The organism is Streptomyces sp. NPDC043952, assembly GCF_056435325.1.
Genome location: NZ_JBWKES010000021.1, coordinates 73,827 through 100,280 on the forward strand (window position 1 = coordinate 73,827; position 26,454 = coordinate 100,280).

Sequence of the window (26,454 nt, forward strand, 5' to 3'; positions counted from 1 at the left end):
GTCTCCGCGTCCTGCTTGAGCGGCCGCGCCCCCTACGTGAGCAGGCCCTTGTCCCTGAGGTAGGAGCGGGCCACGTCGGCGGGGAGCCTGCGCCAGCTGTCGACCTGTTCGTTCAGGTCGGCCAGGTCCCGTGTGGTGAGCACGTCGTTGAGGCGGCCGAGGGCTTTGGTGACCTTGGCGCCGCCCGCGCGGGCGCGGTTGACGACCGGGACCACGTAGTCGGCGTTCTGGAGGTGCCGGTCGTCGGTGAGCAGGACCAGGCCGAACTGGTCGAGGGTGGCGTCCGTGGTGGTCGTCAGCACCAGCTGGTCCCGGCCCTGCTGCACCGCCCGCTTGGCCGGGGTGGTGCCGACGCCCTTGGGGTCGACGCCGGTGACGTCGATGCCGTACACCTTCCGCAGGCCCGGCGCGCAGTACGGCCGTTGCACGCATTCGTCGCCCGCCGCGAGCCGTACCCGCAGGCCCGAGGCGCCGAGGTCGCTGAGCGTTCTGAGATGGTGCGCGCGGGCGTAGTCGGCGCTCACCGCGAAGGCGTTCTGGTCGACGGCGCGGCCCGGTGGCAGGACGGTGAGTCCGCGGGGGGCGGCGAGCGCGCGCAGCGCGGTCATCGTGGCGCCGAGGTCGGGTGAGCCGACCGGTGGCGCGTCGGCGCCGTGGACCTTGGCGTTCAGCCAGTCCGCGAAGGTGGCCGCGAACTCGGGCACCACGTCGATCTGGCCGGACTCCAGGGCCGGTTCGTACAGCTCCCGGTTGGAGACGGTGAGGATCGAGGTCTGGTATCCGGCCGAGTCCAGCAATTGCGCGTACATCTGGGCGAGCAGATCGCTCTCGGTGAAGCCGGCCGAGCCGATGGTGAGGTGGTGGCTGTCGCCGGGCGGCGCGGTGACCCGGCCGCGGTTCTCCAGGGAGGGGCCGGTGGCGCAGCCGGTGAGGACGAGGAGCAGGAGCAGGCAGAGGGCGCGTCTCATCGGCCGCCCCTGGCCCGCGCGGATCCCAGCCGTTCGGCGATCTCGAAGCAGCCCTCCACGAGGAGCGCGAACACGGCGACCAGCAGGGCGCCCGCGACCACCTGGGGGGTGCTGGCGAGGTTGAACCCCGCGGTGATGATCCGGCCGAGCCCGCCACCGCCCGCGAGTGCCGCGATGGTGGCGGTGGCGACGAGTTGCACGGCCGCGATCCGCACTCCGTTGAGCAGCAGGGGGAGCGAAAGGGGCAGTTCCACGTGAAACATCAGCTGTCGGCCGGTCATGCCCATGCCTCGGGCCGCCTGGATGACTCCGCGGTCGACCTCGCGCATCCCTACGTAGGCGTTGGTGAGCAGCGGTGGCACCGCGAACAGCACCAGGGCGACGACGGTGGGGCCCTCGCCCCAGTTGCCGACCGGGGTGAGCAGCAGCAGGACCAGCACGGCGAAGGTGGGCACGGCCCGGCCGACGTTGGAGATGTTCACGGCGAGCGCGCCGCCCCGGCCGAGGTGGCCGAGGACCAGGGCGACGGGCAGCGCGATCAGACAGCTCAGGACGAGGCAGACGGCGGTGAGGGCGAGGTGCTGGAGCAGCCGGTGCCACACGCCGTTGTCGCCGGACCAGTGCGCGGGGTCGGCGAGCCAGTGCCAGGTGGCGGTGAGGGTGCTCATGGGCGGCCCGTCCCCGGCCGGGCGGCGCTCATGGCCGCGCCGCCCTCGTCCACGGCGTGATCAGCCGCTGCACGCCCAGCAGCAGCAGGTCCGCGGCGATGGCGATCAGCACGCAGAGCACGGACGCGGTGAGCACCTGGGCCTTGAAGTAGGTGTTCATGCCCGCGTAGATGAGGTTCCCGAGGCCCCCGTAGCCGACGATCGCGCCGACGGTGACCAGGGAGACCGCGGAGACGGTGGCGATGCGCAGCCCGGCCATGGCGGCGGGCAGGGCGAGGGGCAGTTCGACGGTGAGCAGCAGCCGGACGGGGCCGTAGCCGAGGCCGCGCGCCGCCTGCCGGGTCTCCTCCGGGACCGCGCGCAGGCCCGCGAGGAGATTGCGGACCAGCAGGGTGAGCGAGTACAGCACCAGACCGGCGACGACGAGGGTGGCGGAGAGGCCGTAGAGGGGCAGGAGCAGGGAGAACATCGCGAGGGACGGGATGGTGTAGAGGATCGTCGTGAGGGCGAGCACCGGTCCGGCCGCCCAGCCCCAGCGGCGGGCCAGCACGGCGAGCGGCACCGCGATGGCCAGGCCGATCAGGATGGACAGGGCGGTCAGCTGGAGGTGCTGGACGACCGCGTCGAGCAGGATGCCCCGGCGGCTGCTCAGATAGGCGCCGCAGATCCACTCGTTGCGGGCGAGGCAGTCGTCCGGGGCCGCGGTCACGGGTCCATTGGACCGGTGGGCGGGGCGGTGTGCGCGCGGTGGGGAGCCGTACGGGCGAGAAGGCGTCGGGCGGGGCCGGGGGCGGGCCGGGATCCATGCGTGACAGCGGTGCTGAACAAGCGCTTAGATAGAAGGGCTTGGGCAGAATTCCGGACACTGCTCCCGATCCCGCCGGAGGACCCCGTTGTTCACGTCCGTCGACGACGTCTCCGCCCGCCTCGCCGAGACCGGCTACCTCGCCTCCCCCGCCGTCGCCACCACCGTGTTCCTCGCGGCCCGGCTCGGCAAGCCGCTGCTGGTGGAGGGGCCCGCCGGGGTCGGCAAGACCGAGCTGGCCAAGGCCGTCGCCCAGGTGGCCGGCGCCCGCCTGGTCCGGCTCCAGTGCTACGAGGGCGTGGACGAGTCCCGCGCCCTGTACGAGTGGAACCACGCCAAGCAGCTGCTGCGGATCAGCGCGGGCCGGGACGAGAGCTGGGACGAGACCCGGACCGACATCTTCAGCGAGGAGTTCCTGCTCCCGCGCCCGCTGCTGACCGCGATCCGCGGCGAGGAACCGACGGTGCTGCTGATCGACGAGACCGACAAGGCCGACGTCGAGATGGAGGGCCTGCTCCTGGAGGTGCTCAGCGACTTCCAGATCACGGTGCCGGAGCTGGGCACGGTCACCGCGACCCGCCGCCCGTTCGTCGTGCTCACCTCCAACGCGGGCCGGGAGCTGTCCGAGGCGCTGCGCCGCCGCTGCCTGTTCCTGCACATCGGCTTCCCCGAGGAGGAGCTGGAGCGGCGGATCGTACGGCTGAAGGTGCCGGGCCTGCCCGAAGCGCTGGCGGAGTCGGTCGTACGCGTGGTCGGGGCGCTGCGCGCGATGGACCTGCGCAAGGCGCCGTCCGTGGCCGAGACCGTCGACTGGGCGCGCACCCTGCTGGCGCTGGGCGCGGACACCCTGGACGAGACGGTCGTACGGGACAGTCTCGGGGTGATCCTCAAGCACCAGGACGACATCCAGAAGGCGGCGGCCAAGCTCGACCTGGACGCGCTGTGACGGACCCCGCCGAGCGGATCACCGGCCTGGTCGGGGCGCTGCGGGCGCACGGGGTGCGGATCGGCACCGGCGAGACGGTGGACGCGGCCCACGCGGCGGAGGCGCTGGGGATGGCGGACCGGGAGCTGCTGCGCGAGGGGCTGGCCGCGACCCTGCTGCACGGCGCGGGCCAGCGCGCCGTGTTCGACCCGGTCTTCGACCTCTACTTCCCGCGCGGGGTGGGCGCTCCGGACGCCGGGCCCGGCGACCGCGAGAGCCTGCGCGACCGGCTGGCCGGGGCGCTGGCGGCCGACGACCGCGCGCTGATGGCCCAGTTGGCGGCCCAGGCGGTCGACGGGCTCGGCGGCTACGGGAGTTCACCGGGATCGGACGGCTGGTCGGCGTACCAGACCCTCGAACGGCTGCGCCCGCAGACCTTGCTGGCACGGGTGCGGGCCGACGCACGGACCGGTGCGGGCGAGGGCGGCCACTTCGCCGACCGGCTGCTGGACGACGAGATCCGGCGCCGTATCGAGGAGTTCCGGCGGCTGGTCGGCGCGGAGGCGCGGCGCCGGGTCGCCGAGCGGCGCGGGCGGGACGAGATCGCGCGGCGCGGGGTGCGCCCCACGGCCGACCGGGTGGACTTCCTGTTCGCCGGCCGGGACCAACTGGCCGAGCTGCGCAGGGCGGTTCAGCCGCTGGCACGCAAGCTGGCCACCCGGCTCGCCGCGCGCCGCCGCCGGGCCGCGCGCGGCACGATCGATCTGCGCCGCACCCTGCGCGCCTCGCTGTCCACGGGCGGCGTCCCGATGCGCCCGGTGCTGCGCCGGCGCCGCCCGGTCCGCCCCGAACTGGTCCTGCTGTGCGATGTGTCCGGCTCGGTGTCGGGCTTCTCGGACTTCACGATGCTGCTGGTGCAGGCGCTGCACGACCAGTTCAGCAAGGTGCGGGTGTTCGCCTTCGTCAACCGCCTCGACGAGGTGACCGGCCTGCTCGACCACGGCCGCGCCGACCCCGAGGGCCTCGGCGCCCGCATCCGCGAGGAAGCCACGCTCACCGGCTGGCACGGCAGCAGCGACTACGGCATGGCGCTGGGCGAGTTCGCCGAGCGGTACGGCACCGCGGTCGGCCCCCGCACCACGGTGTTCGTCCTCGGCGACGCCCGCACCAACCGGAGCGACCCGAACCTGCCCGCGGTCCGCGAGATCGCCCGGCGGGCCCGGCGCGTGTACTGGCTGAACCCCGAGCCGGCCGGCCAGTGGGGCACCGGGGACTCGGTGGCACCGGCGTACGCGGAGCTGGTGGAGATGCACGAGTGCCGTACGGCACGGCAGCTCGCGGGGCTGGTGGGGCGGCTGTTGCCGGTGTGAGGGCGGGGGTGGGGACGAGGGTGTACCGAGGGCGGGGGGGGATCGGGGCCGGGGGGGGCGTCGGTGAGGGTCGGTGGCGGTCGTCCGGAAGAAATTTCTCGGGTCACACCCGCAACCTCGACCGGGGCCGGACGTCTGTCCGGGTGGAGGCCTCCACTTCGACCAGTTGTCCGACCTGAGCCCCCGAAGGAACCCATGTCCACACATCGTGTCCCCCGCCCGAGCCGCATCCGCGCCTTGCGCACCGTCCTGGGAGTCTCCGCGCTCGGCGCGGCACTCGCCGTGACCGGCACCGTGACCGCGCAGGCCGCGCAGTCCCACCACGCCGCGGCGCGGCCCGACACCCATGACGCGGGCCGCCCCGGCGCTTCGGCGAAGCCGGTGCCGTCGGTCCCCGGCGACAACGCGTCCCCGAGGACCTCGTCGTCGGTCACCGGCGGCGTTGCGACGCCGAAGCCGGTGCCGTCGGTCCCGCACGGTTCGGCGAGCCCGAAGCCCGCCACGCCGCACCACGGCAAGGCCGTTCCGGCACCGGTTCCGGCGCGGCACTGAAGCAGGGCCGGGTGCGGGGAGCCGTCGTACGGCGGTTCCCCGCACCCGGCCTCGGGAGATCCATGACGACAGCCACACCACCGGGGGCTCCGCCCTGGGAGCGGACCGGCACGTTCCGGCTCCCCTCGCTCCGGCGGAGGTTCACCCGGCTCCTCGCCCGCGTCCACGGGGACACGGACACCGTGTCCGGGCCGTGCCGCCCGGCCGTGGGAACCGCCGCGCCCGAACAGCCGCCGGGGATCGAGGAGTTGTACCACCACCGCCGGCTGCCGCTGGTGCGCCTGGCGGTGCTGCTGGTGGACGATCTCCCGACGGCCGAGGACGTCGTCCAGGACGCGTTCACCGCGCTGCTGCGCCGGCACGGGCGCCGGCTCGCCGCGCTGGACGACCCGGAGGCGTACCTGAGGACCAGTGTGGTCAACGCGGCCCGCTCGGTGCTGCGGCGGCGCAGGACCGTACGGGCGCACACCTCCGCGCCGGAGGGGCACGCGCCCGCGCCGGAGGAGGACGTCCTCATCCACGAGGACCACCGGGAGGTGCTGGCGGCGCTGCGCACCCTGACCCGGCGCCAGCGGGAGGTCCTGGTGCTGCGCTACTGGTCGCATCTGACGGAGGCCGAGATCGCGGCGACGCTCGGTCTGTCGAGAGGGGCCGTCAAGTCCACGGCCAGCCGGGCCCTGGACGCGCTCGGCCGGCGTCTGGAGGGTCTGCGATGAACGACCTCACCGCCGGGGAATCCGTCCGGGAACCCGTCGAGGCACGGCTGCGCGCCGCCCTGGCCGCCCGCGCGAACGCCGTCGGCCCGGCCGATCTGCGCCCGCTGCGCCCGCCGGCCGACGCGCTGAAGGCACCCCTGCTGTCACGCGGGAACGTGTGGGGGCTGCTGGCCCTGGCGGCGGTGGCGGCCCTCGTCCTCTTGGCGGTCCACGGCACCGGGACCCGCCCGGCGGAACCGGCCGGCCCCCCGCGCCCGACCGTGCACACGCCCTCACCGCTGCCGAGCTCCGCGTCCCCGACCCCGGTGGCCGGCCTGTCGTCGGCGTCGGGCCGGGCGATGAGCCGGTGAGCGGGTGAGCGGGTGAGCCGGTGAGCCGACGGGCCGGTGAGCGGGTGGGCCGGTGAGCGGGTGGGCCGGTGAGCGGGTGGGCCGGTGGCGAATCGCACCCGTCCGCGCTCCCCGGTCCGCCACGCGCACCGCTAAGTTGGGCCGCATGAGCAACCTTGACCGCGCGCCCGTACCCGCCGTCTGCGGCGGCCGTGGATTCGTCGTCGCCGAACCGGTGCGCGAGCTGCTGAGCCCCCGCCAGGTCAGGCTGGGGGAATCGACCGAGGTGCGCAGGCTGCTGCCGAACCTCGGCCGCCGCATGATCGGCGCGTGGGCCTTCGTCGACCACTACGGCCCGGACGACATCGCCGACGAGCCCGGCATGCAGGTCCCGCCGCATCCGCACATCGGACTCCAGACGGTCAGCTGGCTGCACGAGGGCGAGGTGCTGCACCGCGACTCCACCGGCAGCCTCCAGACGATCCGGTCCCGGCAGCTGGGGCTGATGACCGCGGGGCGCGCGATCAGCCATTCCGAGGAGAGCCCCCGTCCGCACGCCCGCTTCCTGCACGGCGCCCAGCTGTGGGTGGCGCTGCCCGACGCGCACCGGCACACCGAACCGGGGTTCGAGTTCCACGCCGAGCTGCCCACGGTCACCGCGCCCGGCCTGACCGCCACGGTGCTCCTCGGGGACCTCGACGGTGCCGTCTCCCCCGGCACCGCCTACACCCCGATCGTCGGCGCCGACCTCACGCTCGGCCGGGGCGCCGACGTCCGGCTGCCCGTGGACCCCGACTTCGAGTACGGCGTCCTCGCGATGTCCGGCGAGGTCCATGTGGACGGCGTACCGGTGCTGCCCGGCTCGATGCTCTACCTCGGCTGCGGCCGCTCCGAACTCCCCCTGCGCGCCGAGTCCGACGCCGGCCTCATGCTGCTGGGCGGCGAGCCCTTCGCCGAGGAGCTCATCATGTGGTGGAACTTCGTCGCCCGCACCCAATCCGAGATCGAACAGGCCCGCGAGGAGTGGACGAGCGGGGTTCGCTTCGGCGAGGTCAAGGGCTACGACGGCGCCCCGCTGCACGCGCCCGAGCTGCCGCCGGTGCCGTTGAAGCCACGCGGAAGGGTGCGCTGAACTTTCTGACGCTCAGTCAGGACGAGGCCGAGCCGCGTAACCGTCGCACGCACCCCTCCGCCGGTCGGAGTGGTCGCCGGTGGAGGGGGGTGTGCGGTGTGGCGTGTGTGGCTGGGGTCAGTAGCCGACCGCGACCTCCATCCACTGGGGGTTGTCCATCGAGGTGTAGGCGGCCTGGCCCGCCACGTCGTCGTAGGGGAAGCCGTACGCCAGGTGGTCGATCGCGTGGTCGTGCCAGTACTTGGCGTACCAGTTGGCCGGGTCGCCGCCGTAGAACTTCGACGGGTCCTGCTGCTGCGCGGCCGGCAGGTTCGCGGTGTGCCGGTTGAGCGCGGCGCACAGGGCGGCGTTGGCGGCCAGGGAGCCCGCGCAGCCGAAGATGTTCGAGGTGGGCTCGTTCACGCCGACCGAATTGGCGTACGCCGTGAAGTAGTCGGCGTTCGCGCCGCCCGCCCTGAAGCTCGGGTCACTGCCGGGGGCGATGATCCGGTACGGCGCCTGGGTCTGGGCCAGGACCTTGAACTGCTGCGGCACGGAGTTCTGGAAGTTCTGGAACACCTGGTCCCGGCTCATGGTGAACAGGTCCTGGCTGTCGCCCAGTTGAACGTCCTGCCCGCTGTGCGAGTGCAGCCGGATGGCCAGGGGCAGCCCCCAGGCGTCGACCCGTGTGGTGTTGCCGCTGAACGAGGCCGTGCCGGTGGTGAATTCGATGAAGTCGTAGTACTGGCCGTTCGGGGAGCCGACATAGAAGTACATGCGCTGGGCGGGGGCGGCGACGATGTCGACGTAGGGCTGCTCGGCGATGGAGTGCTCCTGGCCGTTGTAGCTCCAGTAGACCTGGCTGTCCGGGTAGGCGCCGCCGGTCCGGTTGAGCACCTTCACCTTCATCACGGCCGAGGACGGCGGGATGTCGTCGGTGGTGCCCCAGAAGTCGTCCGGGGGCGTGCTGCCGCCGGAGCCGCCGTAGACCTGGAACTCCCAGAGGGAATAGCCGTATGGGGTGGCGCGCTGGGTGCCGTACATCCGGACGTACCGTCCGGAGCCGCTCACGTTCAGGTTCTGTACGCCGCCGGTGCCGGCGGTGGTCGAGTAGACGGTGGTCCAGGGGCCGCCGGCGTCCGTGGCCGTCTGGAGGGTGAAGGCCCTGGCGTAGGCGGCCTCCCATTTCAGGGTGACCTGGGTGAGGGGCTGGACCGAGCCGAGGTCCACCATGATCCACTGCGGGTCGGCGAACGCGCTGGACCAGCGGGTCTGGTCGTTGCCGTCCACCGCCTGCGCGGCACCGAAGGAGGCGTTCTCGGTGGAAGACGCGGTGGCGGGTCTGCCCTGGGAGAGCAGGGTGCCCGCGGCGCGGGCGGGGCTTGGGGAGGTGACGGTGAGTCCGAGCGCCGCGACGAGCGCGATCAGCAGCGCGAGGACGAGGTGGGGCCGGGAGCGGAGCCGTTCCGGCGCGAGACGTGGTGGGGCGGAGCCGACTGGCATGGGCGCACTCCTCGAACGGGTGGGGACCGTGCTGGAGACCGAACCGTGACGCAGCCTGAGAGCGCTCTCGGGTGAGGGTGATGGTGGCAAGCTCCTCGGAGCCAGTCAATGGGTTGTTCACAAATGGACGGCGGCATCAGGGGGTTCGTTCGGATTCTGAACGCCGGGTTCGCGTCGACCGGGAGGGCGGCGGTCTGTGGTCGGCCGGGGGGAGCGGGAGCGGGCGGATGCCGCTTGCGCCCGGCCGTCGTCGGGCGTGGGTTCGGCGTGGGCGGCGGAGGGTTCGGGCCGCCGCTCCGGACGGGGGCGAGCGACGTGCAAGAGGGGTGCCGGAGAACCGTGAGGTGCGTCAGGGGCGCGCCAGGGCTCCGCCTCCGGTCCGTGCCCGTGCCCGTGCCCGTGCCCGCGTACGGTGCACCAACTCGTCGGCGGCCTCCGGCCATTGGGGGTACCGGAAGTCGAAGCCGGCCCGCGTCAGCCGGCCGGGGACGACGCGGCGACTCTTCAGCAGGAGTTCGGTGTCCGAGCGCAGGGCGAACGCGCCGAGCCCGGCCATCCACCTGGTCGCCGGGAGACCCACCGGCACGCCCCACGCGGAGCGCAGCGTACGCATGAACGCGCGCTGCGGCAGGGGGTGAGGGGCCGCCAGGTTCACCGGTCCGCTGATGTCCTCACGCTCCGTCAGGAACTCCACCGCGCGCACGAAGTCGCTTTCGTGGATCCACGACACGTACTGCGCGCCGCCGCCGACCGGTCCGCCGAGGCCCAGCCGGACCAGGCCCAGCAGGACGGCGAAGACCCCGCCGGGGTCCGGGCTCATCACCATGGCCGAGCGCAGCGCGACTTTGCGGGTGGCCGGTGTCTCGGCCTCCTGCTGGGCCCGCTCCCAGGACTTGGCGATCTCGACGCTGTACGCCCAGTAGTCCGGCACGGCCGTCTCACTGCCGCCGATCACGCCGGTGGCCTCGTCGTTGGGGGCGTCGAAGCGGTGCGCGTACACCGTGGCGGTGCTCATCTGGAGCCAGACGCGGGGCGGTCGGGCGGCGTGCGCGATCGCGGCGCCCACGGCGCGGGCGGAGTCGACCCGCGAGTCCATCATCTCCCGCAGATTGGCCGCCGTGTAGCGGCAACTCACGCTGCGTCCGGCCAGGTTGACGACGACATCGCTGCCATCGACGGCCGCGGTCCACGGCCCCGGAGTCTTGCCGTCCCACTGGATCTCACCCTCGCGCTCGGGGCGTCTGGTGAGTATCACGACCTCGTGGCCGGCGGCACCGAGCGCGCGCTTCAGGATGGTGCCGACCTGTCCGGTGCCACCGGGAATCACGATCTTCACGGCTGCCCCTCCCTCGTCTCCCTCGTTTCTGGGTGAGCCTAGACCAATGAGTTGAACGCGTTCAAAAGCGGACCCAAGTGTGAGCTGGAGCACACCTTCGCGAGCCTTCCCATCGGGCCGCTGGAGGCGTACGTTCCGGTTTACCTCGCGATGACGCCCACGCGGCGTCGGCCCGCCGAGCCTGGGACGGCGGGCCAGCGGGGGCCAAGCCGGCCCGGAGCAGCCGTGTCCCATGGAAATAAAGGGAGTTGCATCGCGGACCGGTCCCGCTATGGTGCTCCGATGTCATCGATCAAGAAGATCCAGATCACCTTCGACTGCGCGGAGCCCGAGCGCGTCGCTCGTTTCTGGTGCGAGGTGCTGGGCTACGTCGTACCGCCGCCCCCGGAGGGGTTCGCCACGTGGGGCGAGTTCGACCGTTCGCTGCCGGCCGAACGGCAGGGCGCGGCCTTCGCCTGCGGTGACCCTTCGGGGGTGGGGCCCCGGCTGTTCTTCCAGCGCGTTCCCGAGGGGAAGGTCGTCAAGAACCGGGTGCACATCGATGTGCGGGTCGCCACCGGGCTCGTGGGCGAGGAGCGGGTGGCCGCGCTCGAGGCCGAGTGCGCCCGGCTGGTCGCGCTCGGTGCGGTGCGGGTGCGGCTGCTGCGTGCCGACGACTTCAACGAGTCGTGTCTCCTGATGCAGGACGTCGAGGGCAACGAGTTCTGCCTCGACTGAGCATGCCGTGCGCGCCGCGTCGGGCGAGGCACGAGGGGCCTGACGCGGCACGCGCATCACCTTGGCCCCACATCCTTGGCCCAGCGGTCAGGCCGAGGGGGTGGGGGCCGCCTGCGGTGCCGGCCGCCGCTCCGACTCCGGTTCCGGTTCGGCCAGTTGGCCGGTGGGGTCGATCAGGCCGAGGCGGAGGTGTTCGACGTGGTAGATGGCCTGGTCGATCAGTTCCGCGACGTGGTTGTCGTAGAGCGAGTACACGATCGAGCGGCCCTTGCGGGTGCCCACGACGAGGCCGAGGTTGCGCAGCAGGCGCAGTTGGTGGGAGCAGGCAGACTGTTCCATGCCGACCTCGGCGGCCAACTCGGTCGCGGGCAGCGGGCCTTCGCGCAGCCGGGCGAGGATCAGCAGCCGTGAGGGAGTCGCCAGCGCCTGGAGGGTGGTGGCGACTTTGGCGGCGCTGGTTGCGTCCAGGCGGCCGCGCGGGACGCGATCTGCCTGCGGTGCGGCTCCATGACCCATGGGCCCATCGTACGACACCATTAATGAACACATGAATGTCTCTTCATTCATTCCTGCTACGGTGGTGAGGTCAGACAGTGCCTCGGCCCCTCCCCGCTCACCGTGAAGGACCCCGCGTCCCATGTCTTCCGCTCTCCTCCACGAGGCGCCGCCCGGCGTCGCACGCGAGACCGTCGCGCCCGGCCGCCGTACCCGCGTCCTCGCGCTGCCCGAAGCCCGCTGGGCGGCCGCGGCCCTGGTGCTGTTCCTCGTCGCGCTGCCGCTGTACCTCGCCGGGGCACCGGCCTGGGCATGGGGCCCGCTGTTCGCGGCCGTCTACGCGACCGGCGGCTGGGAACCGGGCTGGGCCGGGCTCCAGGCGCTGCGGGACAAGACCCTGGACGTGGATCTGCTGATGGTGGTCGCCGCGCTCGGGGCCGCCGCGATCGGGCAAGTGCTGGACGGCGCGCTGCTGATCGTCATCTTCGCGACCTCCGGCGCGCTGGAGGCGGTCGCCACCGCCCGCACCGCCGACTCCGTGCGCGGTCTGCTCGATCTCGCCCCGGCCACGGCCACCCGGCTCACCGACGACGGCGGCGAGGAGACGGTGCCGACGGATCGGCTCTCGGTGGGCGACGTGATCCTCGTACGGCCCGGCGAACGGGTCGGCGCCGACGGCCGGGTCCTGGACGGCGCCGGCGAGGTGGACCAGGCGACGATCACCGGCGAGCCGCTTCCGGTGGCGAAGGGCCCCGGCGACGAGGTGTTCGCCGGGACCTTGAACGGCACCGGCGCGCTGCGGGTGAAGGTCGAGCGGGACCCGGCGGACTCGGTAATCGCCCGGATCGTGGCCATGGTGGAGGAGGCGTCCGGGACCAAGGCGCCGACCCAGCTGTTCATCGAGAAGGTGGAACAGCGGTACTCGATCGGGATGGTGGCCGCCACCGTCGCGTTGTTCGTGCTTCCCCTGCTTTTCGGTGCCGAGCTCCGGCCGACCCTGCTGCGGGCCATGACGTTCATGATCGTGGCCTCGCCCTGCGCGGTGGTGCTGGCCACCATGCCGCCGCTGCTCTCGGCCATCGCCAACGCCGGCCGCCATGGCGTGCTGGTGAAGTCGGCCGTGGTCATGGAGCGGCTCGGCCAGGTGGACGCGGTCGCCCTGGACAAGACCGGCACGCTGACCGAGGGCACCCCGCGGGTGACGGACGTCCACGCGCTCGCCGGCTCCGGGCTGACGGAGGACCAGGTGCTGCGCCTTGCGGCGGCGGCCGAGCACCCCAGTGAGCATCCGCTGGCCCGTGCCGTCGTGGACGCGGCCCACGCCCGCGGGCTGGACATTCCGCCGGCGGAGGACTTCGGCTCCGCGCCCGGCACCGGGGTGACGGCCACCGTCGAGGGCAGGCCGGTCGCGGTCGGCAGCCCCGCCCGGCTCCTCGACGGCGACCTGCCGCACCCGGCGAGCGCGGTCGCGGCACGGTGGGAGAACGAGGGCCGTACGGCCGTACTGGTCACCGTCGACGCAATCCCCGCGGGCGTGCTGGGCATCGCGGACCGGCTGCGCGAGGACGCGGCCGCCACCGTCGGCGCGCTGACCGCCCTCACCGGATCCGCGCCGCTGCTGGTCACCGGGGACAATCCGCGCGCCGCCGCCCGCCTGGTGCGGGAGATCGGCATCACGGACGTACGCGCCGGTCTCCTCCCGCAGGACAAGGTCGCCGCCGTACAGGATCTGGCGCGGGCCGGACGGAGGGTGCTGGTGGTCGGTGACGGGGTCAACGACGCTCCCGCTCTCGCCGCCGCGCACACGGGCATCGCCCTGGGCCGGGCCGGGTCCGACCTCGCGCTGGAGACCGCCGACGCGGTGATCCTCCGCGACGAACTCGCCACCGTCCCCGCCGTCGTACGGCTCTCCCGCCAGGCCCGGCGCCTGGTGGTGCAGAACCTGGTCATCGCAGCGGTGTTCATCACGGGGCTGGTCGTCTGGAACCTGGTCGGCACCCTGCCGCTGCCGCTCGGCGTGGCCGGGCACGAGGGGTCCACCGTCATCGTCGGCCTCAACGGCCTGCGCCTGCTGGCGGACGGCGCGTGGCGCCGGGCGCGGACGGGGAGCGGGAGCTGAGGCCACGGGCCGCGGCCGTCCGGGCGGTCCGTGCCACGGATGCGGGCGAAACGGCCGACCCGCGGCGGGCGTTGGCGGTCGACGGCGCGGCTCATGGCGGTGCGGGCGCCGTACGAGCCACCGGGCGCGACACCAGGGCGGGCACGGCCAGCCACATCCGGCGGGCGACACCGCACGGCCGTACCCGGCGGTGGGGGCACGGCACGCCGCCAACTCATGTGTGAGGGCGAGGTGTTCGTCCCTTCAGTGCCCCGTGGGTGTCGGGGTGCGGGGGTGCGCCCTCCCCCTCGGGTGGCGCACCCCCGACCATGTCCTTCCGCGCGACAGAGGCTCGCGGGTGTGTGCCTCGGTGGGACCCGCGCCGGAAGGACGCTCTCAGGCGAGCGGGGGACGTCCGCTCGCGGGTCCGGCCCCTCCGTTCCGCGCGGCGGCACGGGAACACGGACACGGGTCGGCAGCGCTTCCCGGCGCGGCGCGTGCACAGCGGTGGGTGTCACATGAGGCGGGCATCCGTACCTCCCGAGGGCATGCGTCCTGACGTCGTCAGGAACCATCAGCCCAGGGGGGCGGTTCGGACCGGAGTCCAGGCGGGATCCATCGCCGGGGTCGAGTCAACAGGCGATGCGCGGCAACGGTCAAGTGCGTCTCCCCCGCGCGGTGGACGGGCGCCCGTCCGGCCGCGCACCGGTTGTCCGGTGCCGCGGGCGCTTCTACGGTGGGAGGGCATACGGCGGTGGGGCTCGCCGTCAACCGCGGTCGTGCCGCCAACGGTCCCTGTTCGGAGTTCGGGCAGGGAGGACCGCTGTCATGGCCGACCGTCGTATGAAGGTCTCCGCCGGGCTCGTCGGCACGCTGGTGCTGTGCCTGGTGGGCGGCGCCGTCCTCGCCGGGGCCGCCGGACTCCTCCTCGGCCTGCCGCTGCCCGTCACCGCCATCGCCGTCCTGGTCGTCGGCGTCGGTACGTGGCTGCCGCTGGCCGTGCGCAGCCGCTCGGCGCCGGACGACGGGCCGTCGCCCGCCGACACGCCGTAGCCGGCTGGAGCGCGGAGCGGACGCGTCGTGGACCTTTCCTTCGCCACCGTCGTCGTCTACCCACCGGTTCCCCGAGGCCGTCGGGTCACCGTGGCCGGCGGCACCATGGGTTACGACGACCCCGGCCAGGTCGAATGGCACGGCGCCGGTCCCGACGTATGGACCGCCCCCGCCTCCTGACCGCGGGGGTCAGGGGACGCGCAGGGCCAGTACGGCGACGTCGTCGTTCTGGACGTCGCTCATCCGGGTGAGGAGTTCGTCGCGGAAGACGGCCAGTGGCTCGCGGGCGAGCGCCGCCGCGTGCTGGCGCAGCCGGGTCAGGCCGCGGCCGATGTCCTCGCCGGGGCGTTCGACGAGGCCGTCGGTGTACAGCAGCAGGGTGGCGCCGGGAGGCAGGGTGATGGTCGCCGACTCCCGGCTGAGCGCGGGATCGACCCCGAGGATGGGGGCGTGTCCCTCCTCCAGCAGCAGCGTGTGGCCGTCGGGCTGGGCCAGCAGGGGCGGGAGGTGACCGGCGTTGGTCCAGGTGAGTCGCCACGGACCGGTGTCGGGTGTCTCAAGCCGGGCGATGACGGCCGTCACCAGCTCGATGACGGTCAGTCCCTGCATCACCTTGTCCAGGCGGCACATGATGCCCGCCGGATCGTCGCCGCCGCTGTCGTAGGCGAGCGCGCGCAGCATGTTGCGCAGTTGCCCCATGCGGACGGCGGCGGCCAGGTCGTGGCCGACCACGTCCCCGATGGCGAGGACGACCGAGCCGTCGGGCAGCGGGAAGGCGTCGTACCAGTCGCCGCCGACCTCGGCCCGTTCGCGGGCGGCCAGGTAGCGGGTGGCGAGCTGGAGGTGGTCCAGGCCGGTCAGGTCGGGCAGGAGGGAGAGCTGGAGCTGTTCGGCGGTGTGCTCCTGGAGGGCGTACAGCCGGGCGTTGTCCAGGGCGAGGCCCGCGCGGTGGCCGAGGTCGGCGGCGAGCGCCTGCTCCTGCTCGTCGAACGCCGGGGCCCCGGCGCGGCGGACGAAGGTGAGGGCGCCCAGTTCCTGCCGCCGTACGCGCATGGGCACGATCAGCGCGCTGTGGGCGCCGAGTGCCCGGTACAGGGCCCACTGGGCGGCGCGCAGCGGGTCGGCCGGGTCGGGTTCGCCGAAGTCGGTGACCAGGACGGGGCCGGCGCCGCGCAGTACCTTCGCCAGCGCGCAGGCCGAGTCGTCCGGGCCGGGGAGCAGGCCGCCGGACAGTACGCGCAGCGCCCGGTCGGTGTCCCGGTCGGTGACCGTGAGCCGCCGTACGCCTTCGCCCTCGACGACGTCCACGACGCAGGCGTCGGCCAGCTGCGGCACGACCAGCCGGGCGAGTCTGCCCAGCGACTCCTTCGCGTCCAGCCCGGAGGCCAGCGCGCGGCTCACGTCGGCGAGCAGCCGCAGCCGGGCCGCGGCGACCTCGGGCGGCAGCGCTTCGGACGACGCTGCCGCAGCCGGCGTCGGCTCTCGTCTCATGACGCTCCTCCCGGCGTCCCTGGGGCGGCGGGCCGCCCGGCCGGCAGGGGGCGGGCGACCTCGGCTCCCGTCCGTGCGGGTGCGGCTCCCGTCCGAGCGGGTGCGGGCCGGTCCGCACCCGGCAGGGCTCCCTGAGCCGGATGATCGCACACCGTGACCGCGTCTTCCCCTCACGGTGGGGGCCGTCAGCGCGGCGCGGGCCGGGGGCCGACGGCGCGCCTCGTCACCGCCCTACGCACCGATGCCCCGCCGACGCGGCGCGCAATCCGCCCCCGCGCCCTGGCCACCGGCCGCCGGGCGAGGCGGCAATCCGGCCGGCCGTGTCGTACCGTGCAGGTGAGACGGACGGTGGAGGGGCCCACCGCCAACCGCGGCACACCGCCGCCGACGGTCCCTGCCCGACGAGGGTGGTGATCCGGATGGGCGAAGGCCGGGGGCGCGAGGACGGTCCGTCAGCCGGGGTAGTCGTAGGCACACCGGAGGGCCGGTCGCCGCGGTGGTCCGGAGGCGGCCCATGAGCGGTCTCGGCGATCCGGTCGCCCGGGTCCTGCGCTACGGGACCGGGCCCGCCGCCCGCCGGGCCGCCGCCGGGGAGGCCGACCGGCTGTGGGCGCGGGGCGTGGCGGCGCGCGCCGTCTTCCGCCCCGCATACGGCGGCTGGGCCGTCCTGGTCTTCAGGGCTCCCGTCGTGGAGCGCCGACGACCCCCGTCCGAGTGACCCGGCGCCCCGACGGCGACGGCTCACGGCCCCTCAGGTGCGGCCGGCGGAGTGGCTGTCGGCGCGGCGGTCCTGGCGGGACGCGGGCGGGATGGCGCACCATGGAGAGGGCGATGAGGCTCGCCCTTGACCGCACATCCGTGCTGATGGCCTCTACCTCTCCCGGTCGGGCAGCCGCCGCGGCTGCCCGCCGACGGTCACGAGCCAGGAGGTGCCGTCGCCTTGCCGCTCCCGAGCGCGCCGGCCCGAGGTCGTCCGCGATCGCGCCGCGCCCACCTCCTCGGCTCCGGCGGAAGGAGTCGGACATGCCCGTACGACGGCTGGTCCTGGACGTCGACAAGACGGTCGAGGAACCCGATCTGATCCACCTCGCGTCGGTGATCGAGGCCGTGTCCGGAGTGAAGGCGGTCAACATCGCGGTGACCGAGATCGACATCGAGACCGTCGGCACGAACGTCACCGTGGAGGGCGACGACATCGACGTCGGCGCGCTGACCGAGGCGATCCAGCACACCGGTGCCGTCGTCCACAGCGTCGACGAGGTCGTGGCCGGCGCCTACCTGCTGGACAACAAGCCGCGTTCGCGATGACCCCGGCCCGCGGTCTGCGGGTCCTGGCCGCGCGGTCCATGCTCCCGCTGGTCCTGGGCCTGGTGGACGGCCTGCTCAACGCGCTGACGCTCGCCGCCGCGTCGCTGGTGGGTTCGGGTGCGCCGGTCGGCGTCTCGCTGGCGCTGCGGGTGGGGCTGGTGGCGTTGACGACGGCGGCCTTCGCGGTGTTCGTGGCCGACTACGCGGACCGCCGCGCCTATCTGATCCGCGCCTCGCGGCAGCTGAACCTCACGCGGCGGGGACAACTGGCCACGACCCGGCTCGGCCGGCTCGCGCTGACGCGCGCGCTCACCGCCACGGTGATCGCCTGCACCGCGAGCTTCACCGGGGCGACGCTGCCGCTGCTGGCCGGAGCGGCGGCGCCGCACCTGTCGTGGATCGTGGTGGTGCTGGCCGTCGTCGCCCTCACCGTGCTGGGAGCGGTCCTGGGGCGCCTCTTCGCGGGCGGTCCCGTGCGGTGGGCGGCTGTGCTCGGTTGCGGCGGCGTGGCCGTGACATGGATCGGCGTGTGGTTGCACATCGCCTGAACGGGTGCGCGGGGCGCCCGCGTGCTCAGGGCGGTGGCCCCGGTGGCCTGGCCGGCTGGCGCGGGCCGGCCGGGCGGGCGCACCATGGACGGAGACGGGCGATGAGGCTCGCCCTTGAGCGCACGTTCCGTGCTGATGGCCTCTGCGAGCACCAGCCGCCGATTCCGACGCCCGGCTTCCGGAGGCATCGCGGATGTACGTGTACTCGATGCGCAAGGCCCGTATGGCCCGCGGCGGCAAGGTGATCCTCGACGACGTCACCCTCTCGTTCCTGCCCGGCGCCAGGATCGGTGTCGTGGGACCGAACGGCACGGGCAAGTCCACCGTCCTGCGGATCATGGCGGGACGGGAGCGGCCCACCGCCGGCGACGCCGCCCCGGCGCCCGGCGTCAGCGTCGGCATCCTGGAACAGGAGCCCCGGCTCGACGACACGGCGACCGTCCTCGGCAACGTCGAGGACGGCGTCACGCAGACCCGTGCCGCGCTGCGCCGGTACGAGGAGGTCACCACCCGTCTCGAGGAGGCCGGCGGCGCGCAGACACAGCCGCTTCTGGACGAACTCGGCTTGCTCCAGGAGCGGTTGGACGACGCCGGAGCCTGGGATCTCGACTCCCGGCTGGAGCAGGCCATGGACGCGCTGCGCTGCCCGCCGCCCGGCACACCGGTCGTGGAACTGTCGGGCGGTGAGCGGCGGCGGGTGGCGCTGTGCCGGCTGCTGCTGTCCCAGCCGGACCTGCTGCTGCTGGACGAGCCCACCAACCACCTCGACGCGGAGTCGGTGGCCTGGCTGGAGCGGCATCTGGCGGACTACCCCGGCACCGTCGTCGCCGTCACCCACGACCGGTACTTCCTGGACAACGTCGCCCAGTGGATCCTGGAGATCGACCGGGGCCACGCCTACCCCTACGAGGGCAATTACTCCACCTACCTCCAGACCAAGGCGGCCCGGCTCCAGGTCGAAGGCCGCAAGGACGCCAAACGGCGCAAGCGGCTGGCCGAGGAGCTGGCCTGGGTGCGCTCCGGCGGCAAGGCGCGCCGGGCGGCGTCCAGGGCACGGGTGCAGCGCTACGAGCAGTTGGCGAGCGAGGCGGCTTCGGCGCGGAAGCCGGACTTCGAGGAGATCCAGATCCCGCCCGGTCCGCGGCTGGGCAGCCTGGTGCTGGAGGCCGACCGCCTCAGCAAGGGGTTCGGCGACCGGCTGCTCATGGAGGAGCTGTCGTTCTCCCTGCCGCGCGGCGGCCTCGTCGGGGTACTCGGGCCCAACGGGGTCGGAAAGACCACCCTGTTCAGGGTGATCGCCGGCGAGGAGCGGCCCGACGCGGGCACCCTGCGGCTCGGCGACACGGTGCGGATTTCCTACGTGGACCAGAACCGCGCGGGACTGGACCCGGACCTGTCGGTGTGGCAGGCGGTGTCCGGCGGGATGGACCACATCCGCGTCGGGGACGTGGAGATGCCCTCGCGCGCCTATGTCGCCACGTTCGCTTTCAAGGGCGCCGACCAGCAGAAGCCGGTGGGCGTGATGTCGGGGGGCGAACGCAACCGGCTCAACCTCGCCCTGACGCTCAGGCAGGGCGGCAACCTGCTGCTGCTGGACGAGCCGACCAACGATCTCGACGTGGAGACGCTGGCGTCGCTGGAGAATGCGCTGCTCGGCTTTCCCGGCTGCGCGGTCATCACCGCGCACGACCGGTGGTTCCTGGACCGTGTCGCCACCCACATCCTGTCCTGGGAGGGCGGCGCCGACTGGTTCTGGTTCGAGGGCAACTCCGCCGACTACGAGGCCAACAAGCTCGACCGGCTGGGCGCGGAGGCGGCCCGCCCGCGCCGGATCACCCACCGCCGGCTGGTTCGCGGCTGACCGCCCGACAGGAGCGCAGTGCCATGACATACGTCGATCAGGAGGCGGTGGCGGTCCTGCGCGCGGCCCGGCTCGTCGTCTACGCCAAGTGGCGCCTCCGCGAGGAACAGGCCATCGGACGACTCGCGCGGGTACGGGGCCTGGCCTGTACCCCGCTTTTTCCCGGACATCCGGTCATCCAGGTCGTCGCCTACGACGGACGGGTCCTCGGCCGGGCCCGGCTCCACCACGACGGCCACCGCGCCCGCTGGATCGCCGTACCCGCGCACACCGCACGCGAAGCCGGTGCCTACCGCACCCTGCACGGCGCCGCCCGCGCCCTGTCCCGCCACTTCGGCCACGGCCACCACCGGGTGACCGACTGCCCCGGCGAGGTGCCGACGCCGCCGCGCGCCCATGTCGCCTCGGCGGCCCGACGGAGGCGCTCATGACCGCGCCCGGCCGGCGTGCGCGGACCTCGGCGGCGCCGGACGGCTCGGCCGCCCCGGCCAGGGGTGCGGCCTTGCGGTTCGTGCTGCTCATCGGTGTCGTGAGCATGTTCTCGGACATGACGCACGAGGGCGCTCGGGGGATCACCGGCCCTTTCCTCGGCTCGCTCGGCGCGAGCGGCCTCGTCGTCGCCCTGGTCGCCGGGACCGGTGAACTGCTCGGCTACGCGCTGCGTTCCGTGTCCGGTTACGCCGCCGATCGCACCGGCACGTACTGGCCGATCACGGCCGCCGGCTATCTGGTGCAGATGGTGGCGGTGCCGCTGCTGGCGCTGGCCGGGCACTGGCCGACGGCCGCCGTGCTGATCATCGCCGAGCGCTGCGGCCGTGCCCTGCGCAACCCCGCGCGGGACGCGATGCTCGCGCATGCCACCGCCGAGCTGGGCCGCGGCTGGGTCTTCGGCGTGCGCGAGGCCCTGGACGCGGCGGGCGCGATGGTCGGCCCGCTCATCGTGGCCGGTGTGCTGGTGCTGCGCGGCGGCTACCGGGCCGGCTTCGCGGTGCTCACCCTGCCGGCCGTCCTCACCCTGGTCGTGCTGGCGGGGGCGTGGCGGCAGTACCCCCGGCCCGCCGATCTGGAGATCGGTGAGGACGCCCCGGACCGCCGCGGCCTGCCGGGGGCCTTCTGGATCTACCTGGCCGGCATGGGGCTGATCGCCGCCGCCTACGCCGACTATCCGCTCATCGCCTACCACTTCGGGGCGGTGCACATCATCGCCACGCCGTGGATCCCGGTCCTGTACGCGGGTGCCATGGCCACCGAGGCGCTGTCCGCGCTCGCGCTCGGCCGGTTGTTCGACCGGTGGGGTGTGCGGACCGTCGTGGCCGCGACGCTGCTGACCGCGTGCTTCCCGCCGCTGGTCTTTCTCGGCGGCGCGGGCGCGGCGGTCGCCGGGGTGCTGCTGTGGGGGCTGGGCATGGCGGTCCAGGAGTCGGTGGTCAAGGCGGCGGTGACCGGCATGGCCGGACCGCGGCGCCGGGCCGGCGCCTTCGGTCTGTTCGACACCGGTTTCGGCGTCTGCTGGTTCGCCGGCAGCCTCGCCCTGGGGGCGCTCTACGACCGCTCGGTCACCGATCTGGTGGTCTTCTCGGTGGCCCTGCAAACGGCCGCGGTCCCCCTGCTCCTCGTGGTCAGGCGGGCCCGGTGAAACCCTTCCTGGCGGGAACTTTCCGAGCGTAGCCCGTTCGGCGTACTGCGGACGCCTTGCGGCGGCGATCTTCGGGGCACACTATGGGAACGCGCCGGTGATGGGGCTCACCGCAACCGCGGCACCATGCCGCTGACGGTCCCTGGTCGAACGGATACGACCAGGAGGAGCCATGCCCGCACCCGCCGCGCCGCACTCCCCCGCCCCACCCGGTGGCCTCCGGGACGCCCGCGCGGCCGTTTCCCGCCGTGCGCCGCCCCTGTCGGTACGGCTGCGCCGTGTCCGGGCGAACGCACCCGGCACCCGTCCCGACGCCCCCGGCCCCGCCCGCCTGAGCCGCCCCCGGCGGTTCCCCTTTTGCAGGAGGAACAGTGGAGTTCGACGTGACCGTGGAGATTCCCCAGGGGTCCCGCAACAAGTACGAGATGGACCATGAGCTGCACCGCATCCGGCTGGACCGGCTGCTGTTCACCTCCACGAAGTATCCGGCGGACTACGGCTACGTCGAGGGCACCCTGGGCCGCGACGGGGACCCGCTGGACGCCTTGGTGCTGGTGGGCGAGCCGACCTTTCCGGGCTGCACCATCCTGTGCCGGGCCGTCGGCATGTTCGTCATGAAGGACGAGCACGGCCCGGACGAGAAGATCCTGTGCGTGCCCGCCCACGACCCGCGGTACGCCCCGGTGCAGGAGATCACCGACATCTCGGAGTTCGACCGGCTGGAGATCACCCATTTCTTCGAGGTCTACAAGGACCTGGAGCCCGGCAAGTCCGTCGAGGGTTCGCACTGGGAGGGACGCGAGCAGGCGTACGCGGAGATCGACGCCTCCCGTGCCCGCGCCGCGGGAAGGGGCGCCTGACCCATGTCCTTGCGGATCACCGGACTGCACGCTGTCGAGATCCTCGACTCCCGTGCCCGCCCCACCCTCGCCGTCACCCTCACCACGGGCGACGGCAGCCGCATCCGGGCCGGTGTCCCCTCCGGCGCCTCCACCGGCAGCCGCGAGGCGGTCGAACTGCGCGACGGCGACCGGGCCCGCTACGGCGGACAGGGCGTGTCGACGGCGGTCGGGCATGTCAACGCCGAGATCGTCCACGCCCTGACCGGACGCGGTTTCACCTGCGCCGCCGACGTCGACCGGGCACTGATCGAACTGGACGGCACCGACACCAAGTCCCGGCTCGGCGCCAATGCCGTCATCGGGGTCTCCCTCGCCGCCTGGCGCGCCGAGGCGGCCGCTGTGGCGGCATCTCGCCGCGGTGGCAGGCACCGCTCCGCGGCTGCCGGTCCCGCACTTCAACGTCGTCAACGGCGGCGCCCATGCCGCCAACGACCTCGACTTCCAGGAGTTCATGCTGGCGCCGCTCGGCGCGCCGGGCCTGCCCGAAGCCATCCGCGCCGGAGCCGAGGTGTACGCCCGGCTCAAGGCCCGGCTGACCGCCGGCGGCCATGCCACAGGTCTGGGTGACGAGGGCGGCTTCGCTCCCGCCGTCGACCGCCCCGAAGACGTCCTGCGCCTGCTCGTCGAGGCGATCGCGGACGCCGGGTACACGCCCGGCCGCGACGGGGTCGCGATCGCCCTGGACCCGGCGGCCGGCGAGTTCCGGCTGCCGGACGGCCGGTACCGGGTCGCGGGCGAGGCACTGAGCAGTGACGACCTCATCGACCGCTACGAGGCGATCACCGACCGCTACCCGGTCTGGTCGATCGAGGACGGTCTGGCGGAGGACGACTGGCCCGGCTGGGTCCGCCTGACCGAACGCCTCGGCGACCGGGTGCAGGTGATGGGCGACGACATCTTCGTCACCAACCCCGCCATCATCCAGGAGGCGATCAGCAAGAAGATCGGCAACTCCGCCCTGATCAAGGTCAACCAGATCGGCACCGTCGCCGAGACGCTCGACGCGCTGCGGATCTGCCGCGCGGCCGGCTACCCCCAGATGATCTCCCACCGCTCCGGCGAGACCGAGGACACCTTCATCGCCGACCTCGCCGTGGGCGTCGGCTGCGGCCAGCTCAAGTCCGGGGCCCCGGCGCGGGGCGAGCGCGTCGCCAAGTACAACCGGCTGATCGAGATCTCCGACGCCGACCCCTCTCTGCCGTTCGGGCTCGCGGACGACTGACCGGACGGGCCGCGGAGGACGGCTACGACCGGCGGGAGAGCTGGTCTGCGCCGCCCGGTCGGGACGGTGCTCGTCGGCGAGGGCGGTGCGGGAGGCCACCGGCACGGTCACTGTGTACGGTCCGGCACTCCCCTGTCCCGTCCCAGTCAACCCGTCGCGGCTTCTCCACTCCATGGAGCTGCCGCCCGAGTTCGAGGTGGGGCCGGCCCCCGCACGCGGTGCGGGTCAGCCGGGGGCGGATACGGCGGGGCGGGAGGGGCGGGAGGGGTCGAGGGTGAAGAGGGTGCCGTCGGAGGCCGCCAGGACCAGGGCGCCCTTGTCGAACCACACGGTGGGCAGCAGCCCGCTGTCCAGTACCTCCGCGCGGGCCGGGGACTCCCACAGCAGGGTGCCGCGGGCCGCGTCGCGGGCGGCCACCCGGCCGCTGCCGCCGGCCAGGTACACGGTGCGTCCGCTCGGGTCCACCGAGACCTGGCCCGGCGTCTCCAGGGTCGTGTGGCTCTGCCACAGCCTGGCCCCGGTCACGGGCGAGACGGCCGTGACCATGCCGCTGGAGGTGGCGAAGTAGAGCGTGCCGCGGGCCAGGGCCGGGACGCCGCCCCGGTAGCGCTCGGGCAGCGGTGTCAGCAGTCCGCCTGCCGGTGCGCGGGTCGACCCGCACGATGCGGGTGTAGATAAGGTCGGGGCTGCCGGGCACGGGGTTGTCGGCCGGCGGCGTCGATCCGTTCCGGCAGGCGGGCGCTGCCGCCGCAGTAGAGGGCACCGGCCGTCGGCGGGGTCGACCACGAGGAATTTCGTGGTGTGCGAGCCCTCCGCGCGGGCGATGCACTCCACGTAGGGGCGGTCGTCGGCGGCGGTCGACTTCGGCATCTCCCGTGCCGTGGAGAGCCGCCACACCCTCACCGAGACCGGGCAGGTGATCGGCACCCCGCCGTTCATGTCCCCGGAGCAGTTCACCGACGCCCGTACGGTCGGCCCCGCCTCCGACGTCTTGGCGCCGGTGAGGGCCGGAGCAGCGGGTCGCGCGGAGGGCAGCCGCAGGGTCATCGTCGCACGCAACGCCTCCACCAGGCCCAGCGCCAGCGGTCGCAACTCGGTGACGCGCAGGGGGCCTTGGTCGCGGACGCGGGCGGCGAGGGACTGGCCGGGCACGTACTTGGTGGCCATCCAGGGCGACTCCGCCTCCGGGTCGGCGTCCACCACGGCCGCAGTGAAGGCGCCGCTCACCCGGCGGGCGGCCTCGATCTCCTGCCGGAACCGGGCCCGGAAGACGGGGTTCTGGGCGTATTCGGCGTGCACGCCCTTGACGGCGACCTCGCGCCCGGAGCGCGATCTGCCCCGGTAGACCCTGCCCATGCCGCCGGCGCCGAGCCGGTCGGTCAGCTTGTAGCCGCCGGCGGATCTCGGGTCGTCCTTGTGCAGCGGCACGCGCCCCTCCCCTGGCCTCCCAGCAGTTCCCGCCGCCAGAATACGGAACGCGCGGGCACCGCCGGCCGGGCAGCGGGCGGACCGGGCAGCCCTTCGCGAAAGCGTCACACACGGAGAACGCACTCCGAACTCGTCGGCGGCCGGGCGGAGTACGGGGGCGGAGGTGCCGTGTGGCACCGGCTCAGCGGGCCGAGTCCGGGCAGGAAGGCGCACCGTACCCGCCGGGCCGGTGAGCCGGTGGCGGCGGGCGACTCTCCCGTCGAAGGCGCCGATCAGGGGCCCCTGCGGGGTGTCGTACCGCCTCCGTGCGGCCGCGCTGCGTTCCCTGGGGGGAGGGCGTCCTCCCGGACGTGTCCTCGGGCCGCCGGACGGACCTGCCCGGCGGCTCGGCCTCGTAAGCCTCGAAAGGTGTTCCGCATGTCCGCACAGAGCGCTGCCTCCGCGTCCCGTCCCCTGTCCGCGCTGGTCACCGGTGCCACCTCCGGCATCGGCCGGGCGATCGCCCGGCGGCTGGCCGCGGACGGGCTGTCCGTCGTGGTCGTGGGCCGCAATGCCGAGCGCGGTGCCGAGGTCGTGGCGGAGATCGCCGCGGCCGGGGGCCGGGCCCGGTTCGTCGCGGCCGATCTCACCGAACCGGACGCGGCGGACCGGCTGGCGGCCGAGGTGGGCGAGGTCGATGTCCTGGTCAACAACGCCGGGGTCGCGCACTGGGCCCCGACCGAGGAGATGACGCCGGCCGACTACGACGCCATGTTCGCCGGCAATGTGCGCGCGCCCTTCTTCCTGGTGGCCGCCTTCGCGCCCGCGATGGCCGCGAAGGGCGCGGGCAGTGTGATCAGCATCGGCAGCATTGCCGGAAGCATCGGCCTGACCGGCGCCGCGGCCTACGGTGCCACGAAGGCGGCCCTGGCCTCGCTGACCCAGAGCTGGACGGCCGAGTACAGCGCTCGCGGCGTCCGCTTCAACAACGTGGCTCCCGGACCGGTCTACACCCGGCCCGAGGCGCGCGATATGTTCGACGCGCTGGGCGCGACCACCGCGATGAAACGCGCCGCCGAGCCCTCCGAGGTCGCCGAGGTGGTGGCCTTCCTCGCCTCGCCGAAGGCCAGTTACGTCACCGGCACCACCATCGCCGTCGACGGCGGCCGGACCGCGATCTGAGCCGCACCGGCCCATTCCGTGACCTCGGCGGTGTGCCGGGCGGCAGGTCGGAGAGTGTGGCACGGGTGCCGGTGGGCGTGCCGAACGGCTGACGGCGCCGGCCCGTCCTCCGTACCCGGCGGGGGGGGCCCCCGGGGGGGGGGGGGGGCGCGGCCGGGGGAAAAGCCTTCCGTTTTTTGCGGTTTCCGCCTGGCTCCCTCCCCCCCCCCGTTTGCGCCCGTTTTCCTGCTCTCTCCGCCGCCTGCCCCCCA

General features: G+C 73.7%; 26 protein-coding genes, 2 pseudogenes and 3 riboswitches. Of the genes and pseudogenes, 19 read left to right on the top strand and 9 right to left on the bottom strand.

Annotated elements, in window-relative coordinates:
- Window positions 1-32 precede the first annotated feature (32 nt).
- Genes AC069R_RS23305 through AC069R_RS23315 form a run of 3 tightly spaced genes read right to left on the bottom strand, consistent with a single transcriptional unit; the run spans window position 33 to window position 2,345 of the window.
- Window positions 33-968, bottom strand: coding sequence for an ABC transporter substrate-binding protein (locus AC069R_RS23305; protein WP_478768733.1), 936 nt, complete (start codon window positions 966-968; stop codon window positions 33-35).
- Window positions 965-1,636 carry an ABC transporter permease gene (locus AC069R_RS23310; RefSeq protein WP_478768734.1) on the bottom strand — a complete coding sequence of 224 codons (672 nt, stop codon included), beginning with the start codon at window positions 1,634-1,636 and terminating at the stop codon, window positions 965-967. The genes AC069R_RS23305 and AC069R_RS23310 overlap by 4 nt, the downstream gene beginning before the upstream one ends.
- A gap of 28 nt (window positions 1,637-1,664) precedes the next feature.
- Window positions 1,665-2,345: an ABC transporter permease gene (locus AC069R_RS23315; RefSeq protein WP_478768735.1), complete on the bottom strand. Its 681-nt coding sequence runs from the start codon at window positions 2,343-2,345 to the stop codon at window positions 1,665-1,667.
- A gap of 184 nt (window positions 2,346-2,529) precedes the next feature.
- Here AC069R_RS23315 and AC069R_RS23320 point away from each other — a divergent pair, with 184 nt between their 5' ends.
- From AC069R_RS23320 to AC069R_RS23345, 6 genes are all read left to right on the top strand, one after another.
- On the top strand, window positions 2,530-3,387 hold the full coding sequence (locus AC069R_RS23320) for an AAA family ATPase (RefSeq protein WP_478768736.1): 858 nt from the start codon (window positions 2,530-2,532) through the stop codon (window positions 3,385-3,387).
- Complete coding sequence (locus AC069R_RS23325; RefSeq protein WP_478768737.1) at window positions 3,384-4,736, top strand: vWA domain-containing protein; 1,353 nt, start codon at window positions 3,384-3,386, stop codon at window positions 4,734-4,736. The genes AC069R_RS23320 and AC069R_RS23325 overlap by 4 nt, the downstream gene beginning before the upstream one ends.
- A gap of 195 nt (window positions 4,737-4,931) precedes the next feature.
- Window positions 4,932-5,288, top strand: a complete 357-nt coding sequence (locus AC069R_RS23330; RefSeq protein ID WP_478768738.1) for a hypothetical protein — start codon at window positions 4,932-4,934, stop codon at window positions 5,286-5,288.
- A 62-nt stretch (window positions 5,289-5,350) separates the two neighbouring features.
- Window positions 5,351-6,004 carry a SigE family RNA polymerase sigma factor gene (locus tag AC069R_RS23335; RefSeq protein ID WP_478768739.1) on the top strand — a complete coding sequence of 218 codons (654 nt, stop codon included), beginning with the start codon at window positions 5,351-5,353 and terminating at the stop codon, window positions 6,002-6,004.
- Entirely contained in the window at window positions 6,001-6,354 is a 354-nt protein-coding gene (locus AC069R_RS23340; RefSeq protein ID WP_478768740.1) for a hypothetical protein, read from the top strand. Before AC069R_RS23335 ends, AC069R_RS23340 begins: the two co-directional genes overlap by 4 nt.
- 145 nt (window positions 6,355-6,499) lie before the next feature.
- Window positions 6,500-7,465, top strand: a complete 966-nt coding sequence (locus AC069R_RS23345) for a pirin family protein (protein ID WP_478768741.1) — start codon at window positions 6,500-6,502, stop codon at window positions 7,463-7,465.
- Between the two features lie 117 nt (window positions 7,466-7,582).
- Here the strand turns inward: AC069R_RS23345 and AC069R_RS23350 are convergent, their stop codons facing one another.
- Window positions 7,583-8,947 (bottom strand): beta-1,3-glucanase family protein, encoded by a 1,365-nt coding sequence (locus tag AC069R_RS23350; RefSeq protein WP_478768742.1) that lies wholly within the window; start codon window positions 8,945-8,947, stop codon window positions 7,583-7,585.
- A 349-nt stretch (window positions 8,948-9,296) separates the two neighbouring features.
- The gene (locus tag AC069R_RS23355; RefSeq protein ID WP_478768743.1) at window positions 9,297-10,283 is read right to left on the bottom strand and encodes a TIGR01777 family oxidoreductase; all 987 of its coding nucleotides are present in this window, start codon (window positions 10,281-10,283) and stop codon (window positions 9,297-9,299) included.
- A gap of 282 nt (window positions 10,284-10,565) precedes the next feature.
- Between AC069R_RS23355 and AC069R_RS23360 the strand changes: the two genes are divergently transcribed.
- Complete coding sequence (locus AC069R_RS23360) at window positions 10,566-11,000, top strand: VOC family protein (RefSeq protein WP_478768744.1); 435 nt, start codon at window positions 10,566-10,568, stop codon at window positions 10,998-11,000.
- 87 nt (window positions 11,001-11,087) lie between these two features.
- Here the strand turns inward: AC069R_RS23360 and AC069R_RS23365 are convergent, their stop codons facing one another.
- On the bottom strand, window positions 11,088-11,516 hold the full coding sequence (locus tag AC069R_RS23365) for an ArsR/SmtB family transcription factor (RefSeq protein WP_478768745.1): 429 nt from the start codon (window positions 11,514-11,516) through the stop codon (window positions 11,088-11,090).
- Between the two features lie 121 nt (window positions 11,517-11,637).
- Here AC069R_RS23365 and AC069R_RS23370 point away from each other — a divergent pair, with 121 nt between their 5' ends.
- The 3 genes from AC069R_RS23370 (at window position 11,638) to AC069R_RS23380 (ending at window position 14,826) form a co-directional block, all read left to right on the top strand.
- On the top strand, window positions 11,638-13,614 hold the full coding sequence (locus AC069R_RS23370; RefSeq protein ID WP_478768746.1) for a heavy metal translocating P-type ATPase: 1,977 nt from the start codon (window positions 11,638-11,640) through the stop codon (window positions 13,612-13,614).
- A 537-nt stretch (window positions 13,615-14,151) separates the two neighbouring features.
- A riboswitch (Fluoride riboswitch) is annotated at window positions 14,152-14,225 on the bottom strand.
- A 196-nt stretch (window positions 14,226-14,421) separates the two neighbouring features.
- Window positions 14,422-14,646 (top strand): hypothetical protein, encoded by a 225-nt coding sequence (locus AC069R_RS23375; protein WP_478768747.1) that lies wholly within the window; start codon window positions 14,422-14,424, stop codon window positions 14,644-14,646.
- A gap of 27 nt (window positions 14,647-14,673) precedes the next feature.
- Entirely contained in the window at window positions 14,674-14,826 is a 153-nt protein-coding gene (locus AC069R_RS23380; RefSeq protein ID WP_478768748.1) for a hypothetical protein, read from the top strand.
- Window positions 14,827-14,835: 9 nt separating this feature from the next.
- Here AC069R_RS23380 and AC069R_RS23385 read toward each other — a convergent pair whose 3' ends face one another.
- Window positions 14,836-16,137 carry a PP2C family protein-serine/threonine phosphatase gene (locus tag AC069R_RS23385; RefSeq protein WP_478768749.1) on the bottom strand — a complete coding sequence of 434 codons (1,302 nt, stop codon included), beginning with the start codon at window positions 16,135-16,137 and terminating at the stop codon, window positions 14,836-14,838.
- A gap of 514 nt (window positions 16,138-16,651) precedes the next feature.
- Here AC069R_RS23385 and AC069R_RS23390 point away from each other — a divergent pair.
- The 8 genes and pseudogenes from AC069R_RS23390 (at window position 16,652) to eno (ending at window position 23,614) form a co-directional block, all read left to right on the top strand.
- Window positions 16,652-16,855: a hypothetical protein gene (locus AC069R_RS23390; RefSeq protein WP_478768750.1), complete on the top strand. Its 204-nt coding sequence runs from the start codon at window positions 16,652-16,654 to the stop codon at window positions 16,853-16,855.
- A 100-nt stretch (window positions 16,856-16,955) separates the two neighbouring features.
- Window positions 16,956-17,018, top strand: a riboswitch (Fluoride riboswitch).
- 142 nt (window positions 17,019-17,160) lie between these two features.
- Window positions 17,161-17,445 carry a DUF211 domain-containing protein gene (locus AC069R_RS23395; protein WP_478768751.1) on the top strand — a complete coding sequence of 95 codons (285 nt, stop codon included), beginning with the start codon at window positions 17,161-17,163 and terminating at the stop codon, window positions 17,443-17,445.
- Window positions 17,442-17,993, top strand: coding sequence for a hypothetical protein (locus AC069R_RS23400; RefSeq protein ID WP_478768752.1), 552 nt, complete (start codon window positions 17,442-17,444; stop codon window positions 17,991-17,993). Before AC069R_RS23395 ends, AC069R_RS23400 begins: the two co-directional genes overlap by 4 nt.
- 88 nt (window positions 17,994-18,081) lie before the next feature.
- A riboswitch (Fluoride riboswitch) is annotated at window positions 18,082-18,145 on the top strand.
- Between the two features lie 41 nt (window positions 18,146-18,186).
- Window positions 18,187-19,854 (top strand): energy-dependent translational throttle protein EttA, encoded by a 1,668-nt coding sequence (ettA, locus tag AC069R_RS23405; RefSeq protein WP_478768753.1) that lies wholly within the window; start codon window positions 18,187-18,189, stop codon window positions 19,852-19,854.
- A 23-nt stretch (window positions 19,855-19,877) separates the two neighbouring features.
- Complete coding sequence (locus AC069R_RS23410) at window positions 19,878-20,285, top strand: hypothetical protein (protein WP_478768754.1); 408 nt, start codon at window positions 19,878-19,880, stop codon at window positions 20,283-20,285.
- Window positions 20,282-21,490: an MFS transporter gene (locus AC069R_RS23415; protein ID WP_478768755.1), complete on the top strand. Its 1,209-nt coding sequence runs from the start codon at window positions 20,282-20,284 to the stop codon at window positions 21,488-21,490. Before AC069R_RS23410 ends, AC069R_RS23415 begins: the two co-directional genes overlap by 4 nt.
- 371 nt (window positions 21,491-21,861) lie before the next feature.
- Window positions 21,862-22,350, top strand: coding sequence for an inorganic diphosphatase (locus AC069R_RS23420; RefSeq protein ID WP_478768756.1), 489 nt, complete (start codon window positions 21,862-21,864; stop codon window positions 22,348-22,350).
- A gap of 3 nt (window positions 22,351-22,353) precedes the next feature.
- Window positions 22,354-23,614 (top strand): annotated as a pseudogene (eno, locus tag AC069R_RS23425) (phosphopyruvate hydratase).
- A gap of 225 nt (window positions 23,615-23,839) precedes the next feature.
- Here the strand turns inward: eno and AC069R_RS23430 are convergent.
- A complete protein-coding gene (locus AC069R_RS23430; RefSeq protein WP_478768764.1) occupies window positions 23,840-24,484 on the bottom strand; it encodes an outer membrane protein assembly factor BamB family protein in 645 nt (214 codons plus the stop codon).
- 183 nt (window positions 24,485-24,667) lie between these two features.
- Window positions 24,668-25,042 (bottom strand): annotated as a pseudogene (locus AC069R_RS23435) (protein kinase domain-containing protein); the annotation flags it as partial.
- 417 nt (window positions 25,043-25,459) lie between these two features.
- On the opposite strand from AC069R_RS23435, the gene AC069R_RS23440 reads away from it, so the two are divergent.
- Window positions 25,460-26,203 (top strand): SDR family NAD(P)-dependent oxidoreductase, encoded by a 744-nt coding sequence (locus AC069R_RS23440; protein ID WP_478768757.1) that lies wholly within the window; start codon window positions 25,460-25,462, stop codon window positions 26,201-26,203.
- Window positions 26,204-26,454 lie beyond the last annotated feature (251 nt).

What these genes read in the sequence shown, in the direction of transcription:
- AC069R_RS23400 (WP_478768752.1), top strand. Translation starts at nt 17,442, where the DNA reads ATGACCCCGGCCCGCGGTCTGCGGGTCCTGGCCGCGCGGTCCATGCTC.
- AC069R_RS23335 (WP_478768739.1), top strand. Translation starts at nt 5,351, where the DNA reads ATGACGACAGCCACACCACCGGGGGCTCCGCCCTGGGAGCGGACCGGC.
- ettA (WP_478768753.1), top strand. Translation starts at nt 18,187, where the DNA reads ATGTACGTGTACTCGATGCGCAAGGCCCGTATGGCCCGCGGCGGCAAG.
- AC069R_RS23370 (WP_478768746.1), top strand. Translation starts at nt 11,638, where the DNA reads ATGTCTTCCGCTCTCCTCCACGAGGCGCCGCCCGGCGTCGCACGCGAG.
- AC069R_RS23345 (WP_478768741.1), top strand. Translation starts at nt 6,500, where the DNA reads ATGAGCAACCTTGACCGCGCGCCCGTACCCGCCGTCTGCGGCGGCCGT.
- AC069R_RS23385 (WP_478768749.1), bottom strand. Translation starts at nt 16,137, where the DNA reads ATGAGACGAGAGCCGACGCCGGCTGCGGCAGCGTCGTCCGAAGCGCTG.
- AC069R_RS23440 (WP_478768757.1), top strand. Translation starts at nt 25,460, where the DNA reads ATGTCCGCACAGAGCGCTGCCTCCGCGTCCCGTCCCCTGTCCGCGCTG.
- AC069R_RS23365 (WP_478768745.1), bottom strand. Translation starts at nt 11,516, where the DNA reads ATGGGTCATGGAGCCGCACCGCAGGCAGATCGCGTCCCGCGCGGCCGC.
- AC069R_RS23430 (WP_478768764.1), bottom strand. Translation starts at nt 24,484, where the DNA reads ATGCCGAAGTCGACCGCCGCCGACGACCGCCCCTACGTGGAGTGCATC.
- AC069R_RS23360 (WP_478768744.1), top strand. Translation starts at nt 10,566, where the DNA reads ATGTCATCGATCAAGAAGATCCAGATCACCTTCGACTGCGCGGAGCCC.
- AC069R_RS23390 (WP_478768750.1), top strand. Translation starts at nt 16,652, where the DNA reads ATGAGCGGTCTCGGCGATCCGGTCGCCCGGGTCCTGCGCTACGGGACC.
- AC069R_RS23340 (WP_478768740.1), top strand. Translation starts at nt 6,001, where the DNA reads ATGAACGACCTCACCGCCGGGGAATCCGTCCGGGAACCCGTCGAGGCA.
- AC069R_RS23415 (WP_478768755.1), top strand. Translation starts at nt 20,282, where the DNA reads ATGACCGCGCCCGGCCGGCGTGCGCGGACCTCGGCGGCGCCGGACGGC.
- AC069R_RS23395 (WP_478768751.1), top strand. Translation starts at nt 17,161, where the DNA reads ATGCCCGTACGACGGCTGGTCCTGGACGTCGACAAGACGGTCGAGGAA.
- AC069R_RS23375 (WP_478768747.1), top strand. Translation starts at nt 14,422, where the DNA reads ATGGCCGACCGTCGTATGAAGGTCTCCGCCGGGCTCGTCGGCACGCTG.
- AC069R_RS23350 (WP_478768742.1), bottom strand. Translation starts at nt 8,947, where the DNA reads ATGCCAGTCGGCTCCGCCCCACCACGTCTCGCGCCGGAACGGCTCCGC.
- AC069R_RS23330 (WP_478768738.1), top strand. Translation starts at nt 4,932, where the DNA reads ATGTCCACACATCGTGTCCCCCGCCCGAGCCGCATCCGCGCCTTGCGC.
- AC069R_RS23305 (WP_478768733.1), bottom strand. Translation starts at nt 968, where the DNA reads ATGAGACGCGCCCTCTGCCTGCTCCTGCTCCTCGTCCTCACCGGCTGC.
- AC069R_RS23410 (WP_478768754.1), top strand. Translation starts at nt 19,878, where the DNA reads ATGACATACGTCGATCAGGAGGCGGTGGCGGTCCTGCGCGCGGCCCGG.
- AC069R_RS23310 (WP_478768734.1), bottom strand. Translation starts at nt 1,636, where the DNA reads ATGAGCACCCTCACCGCCACCTGGCACTGGCTCGCCGACCCCGCGCAC.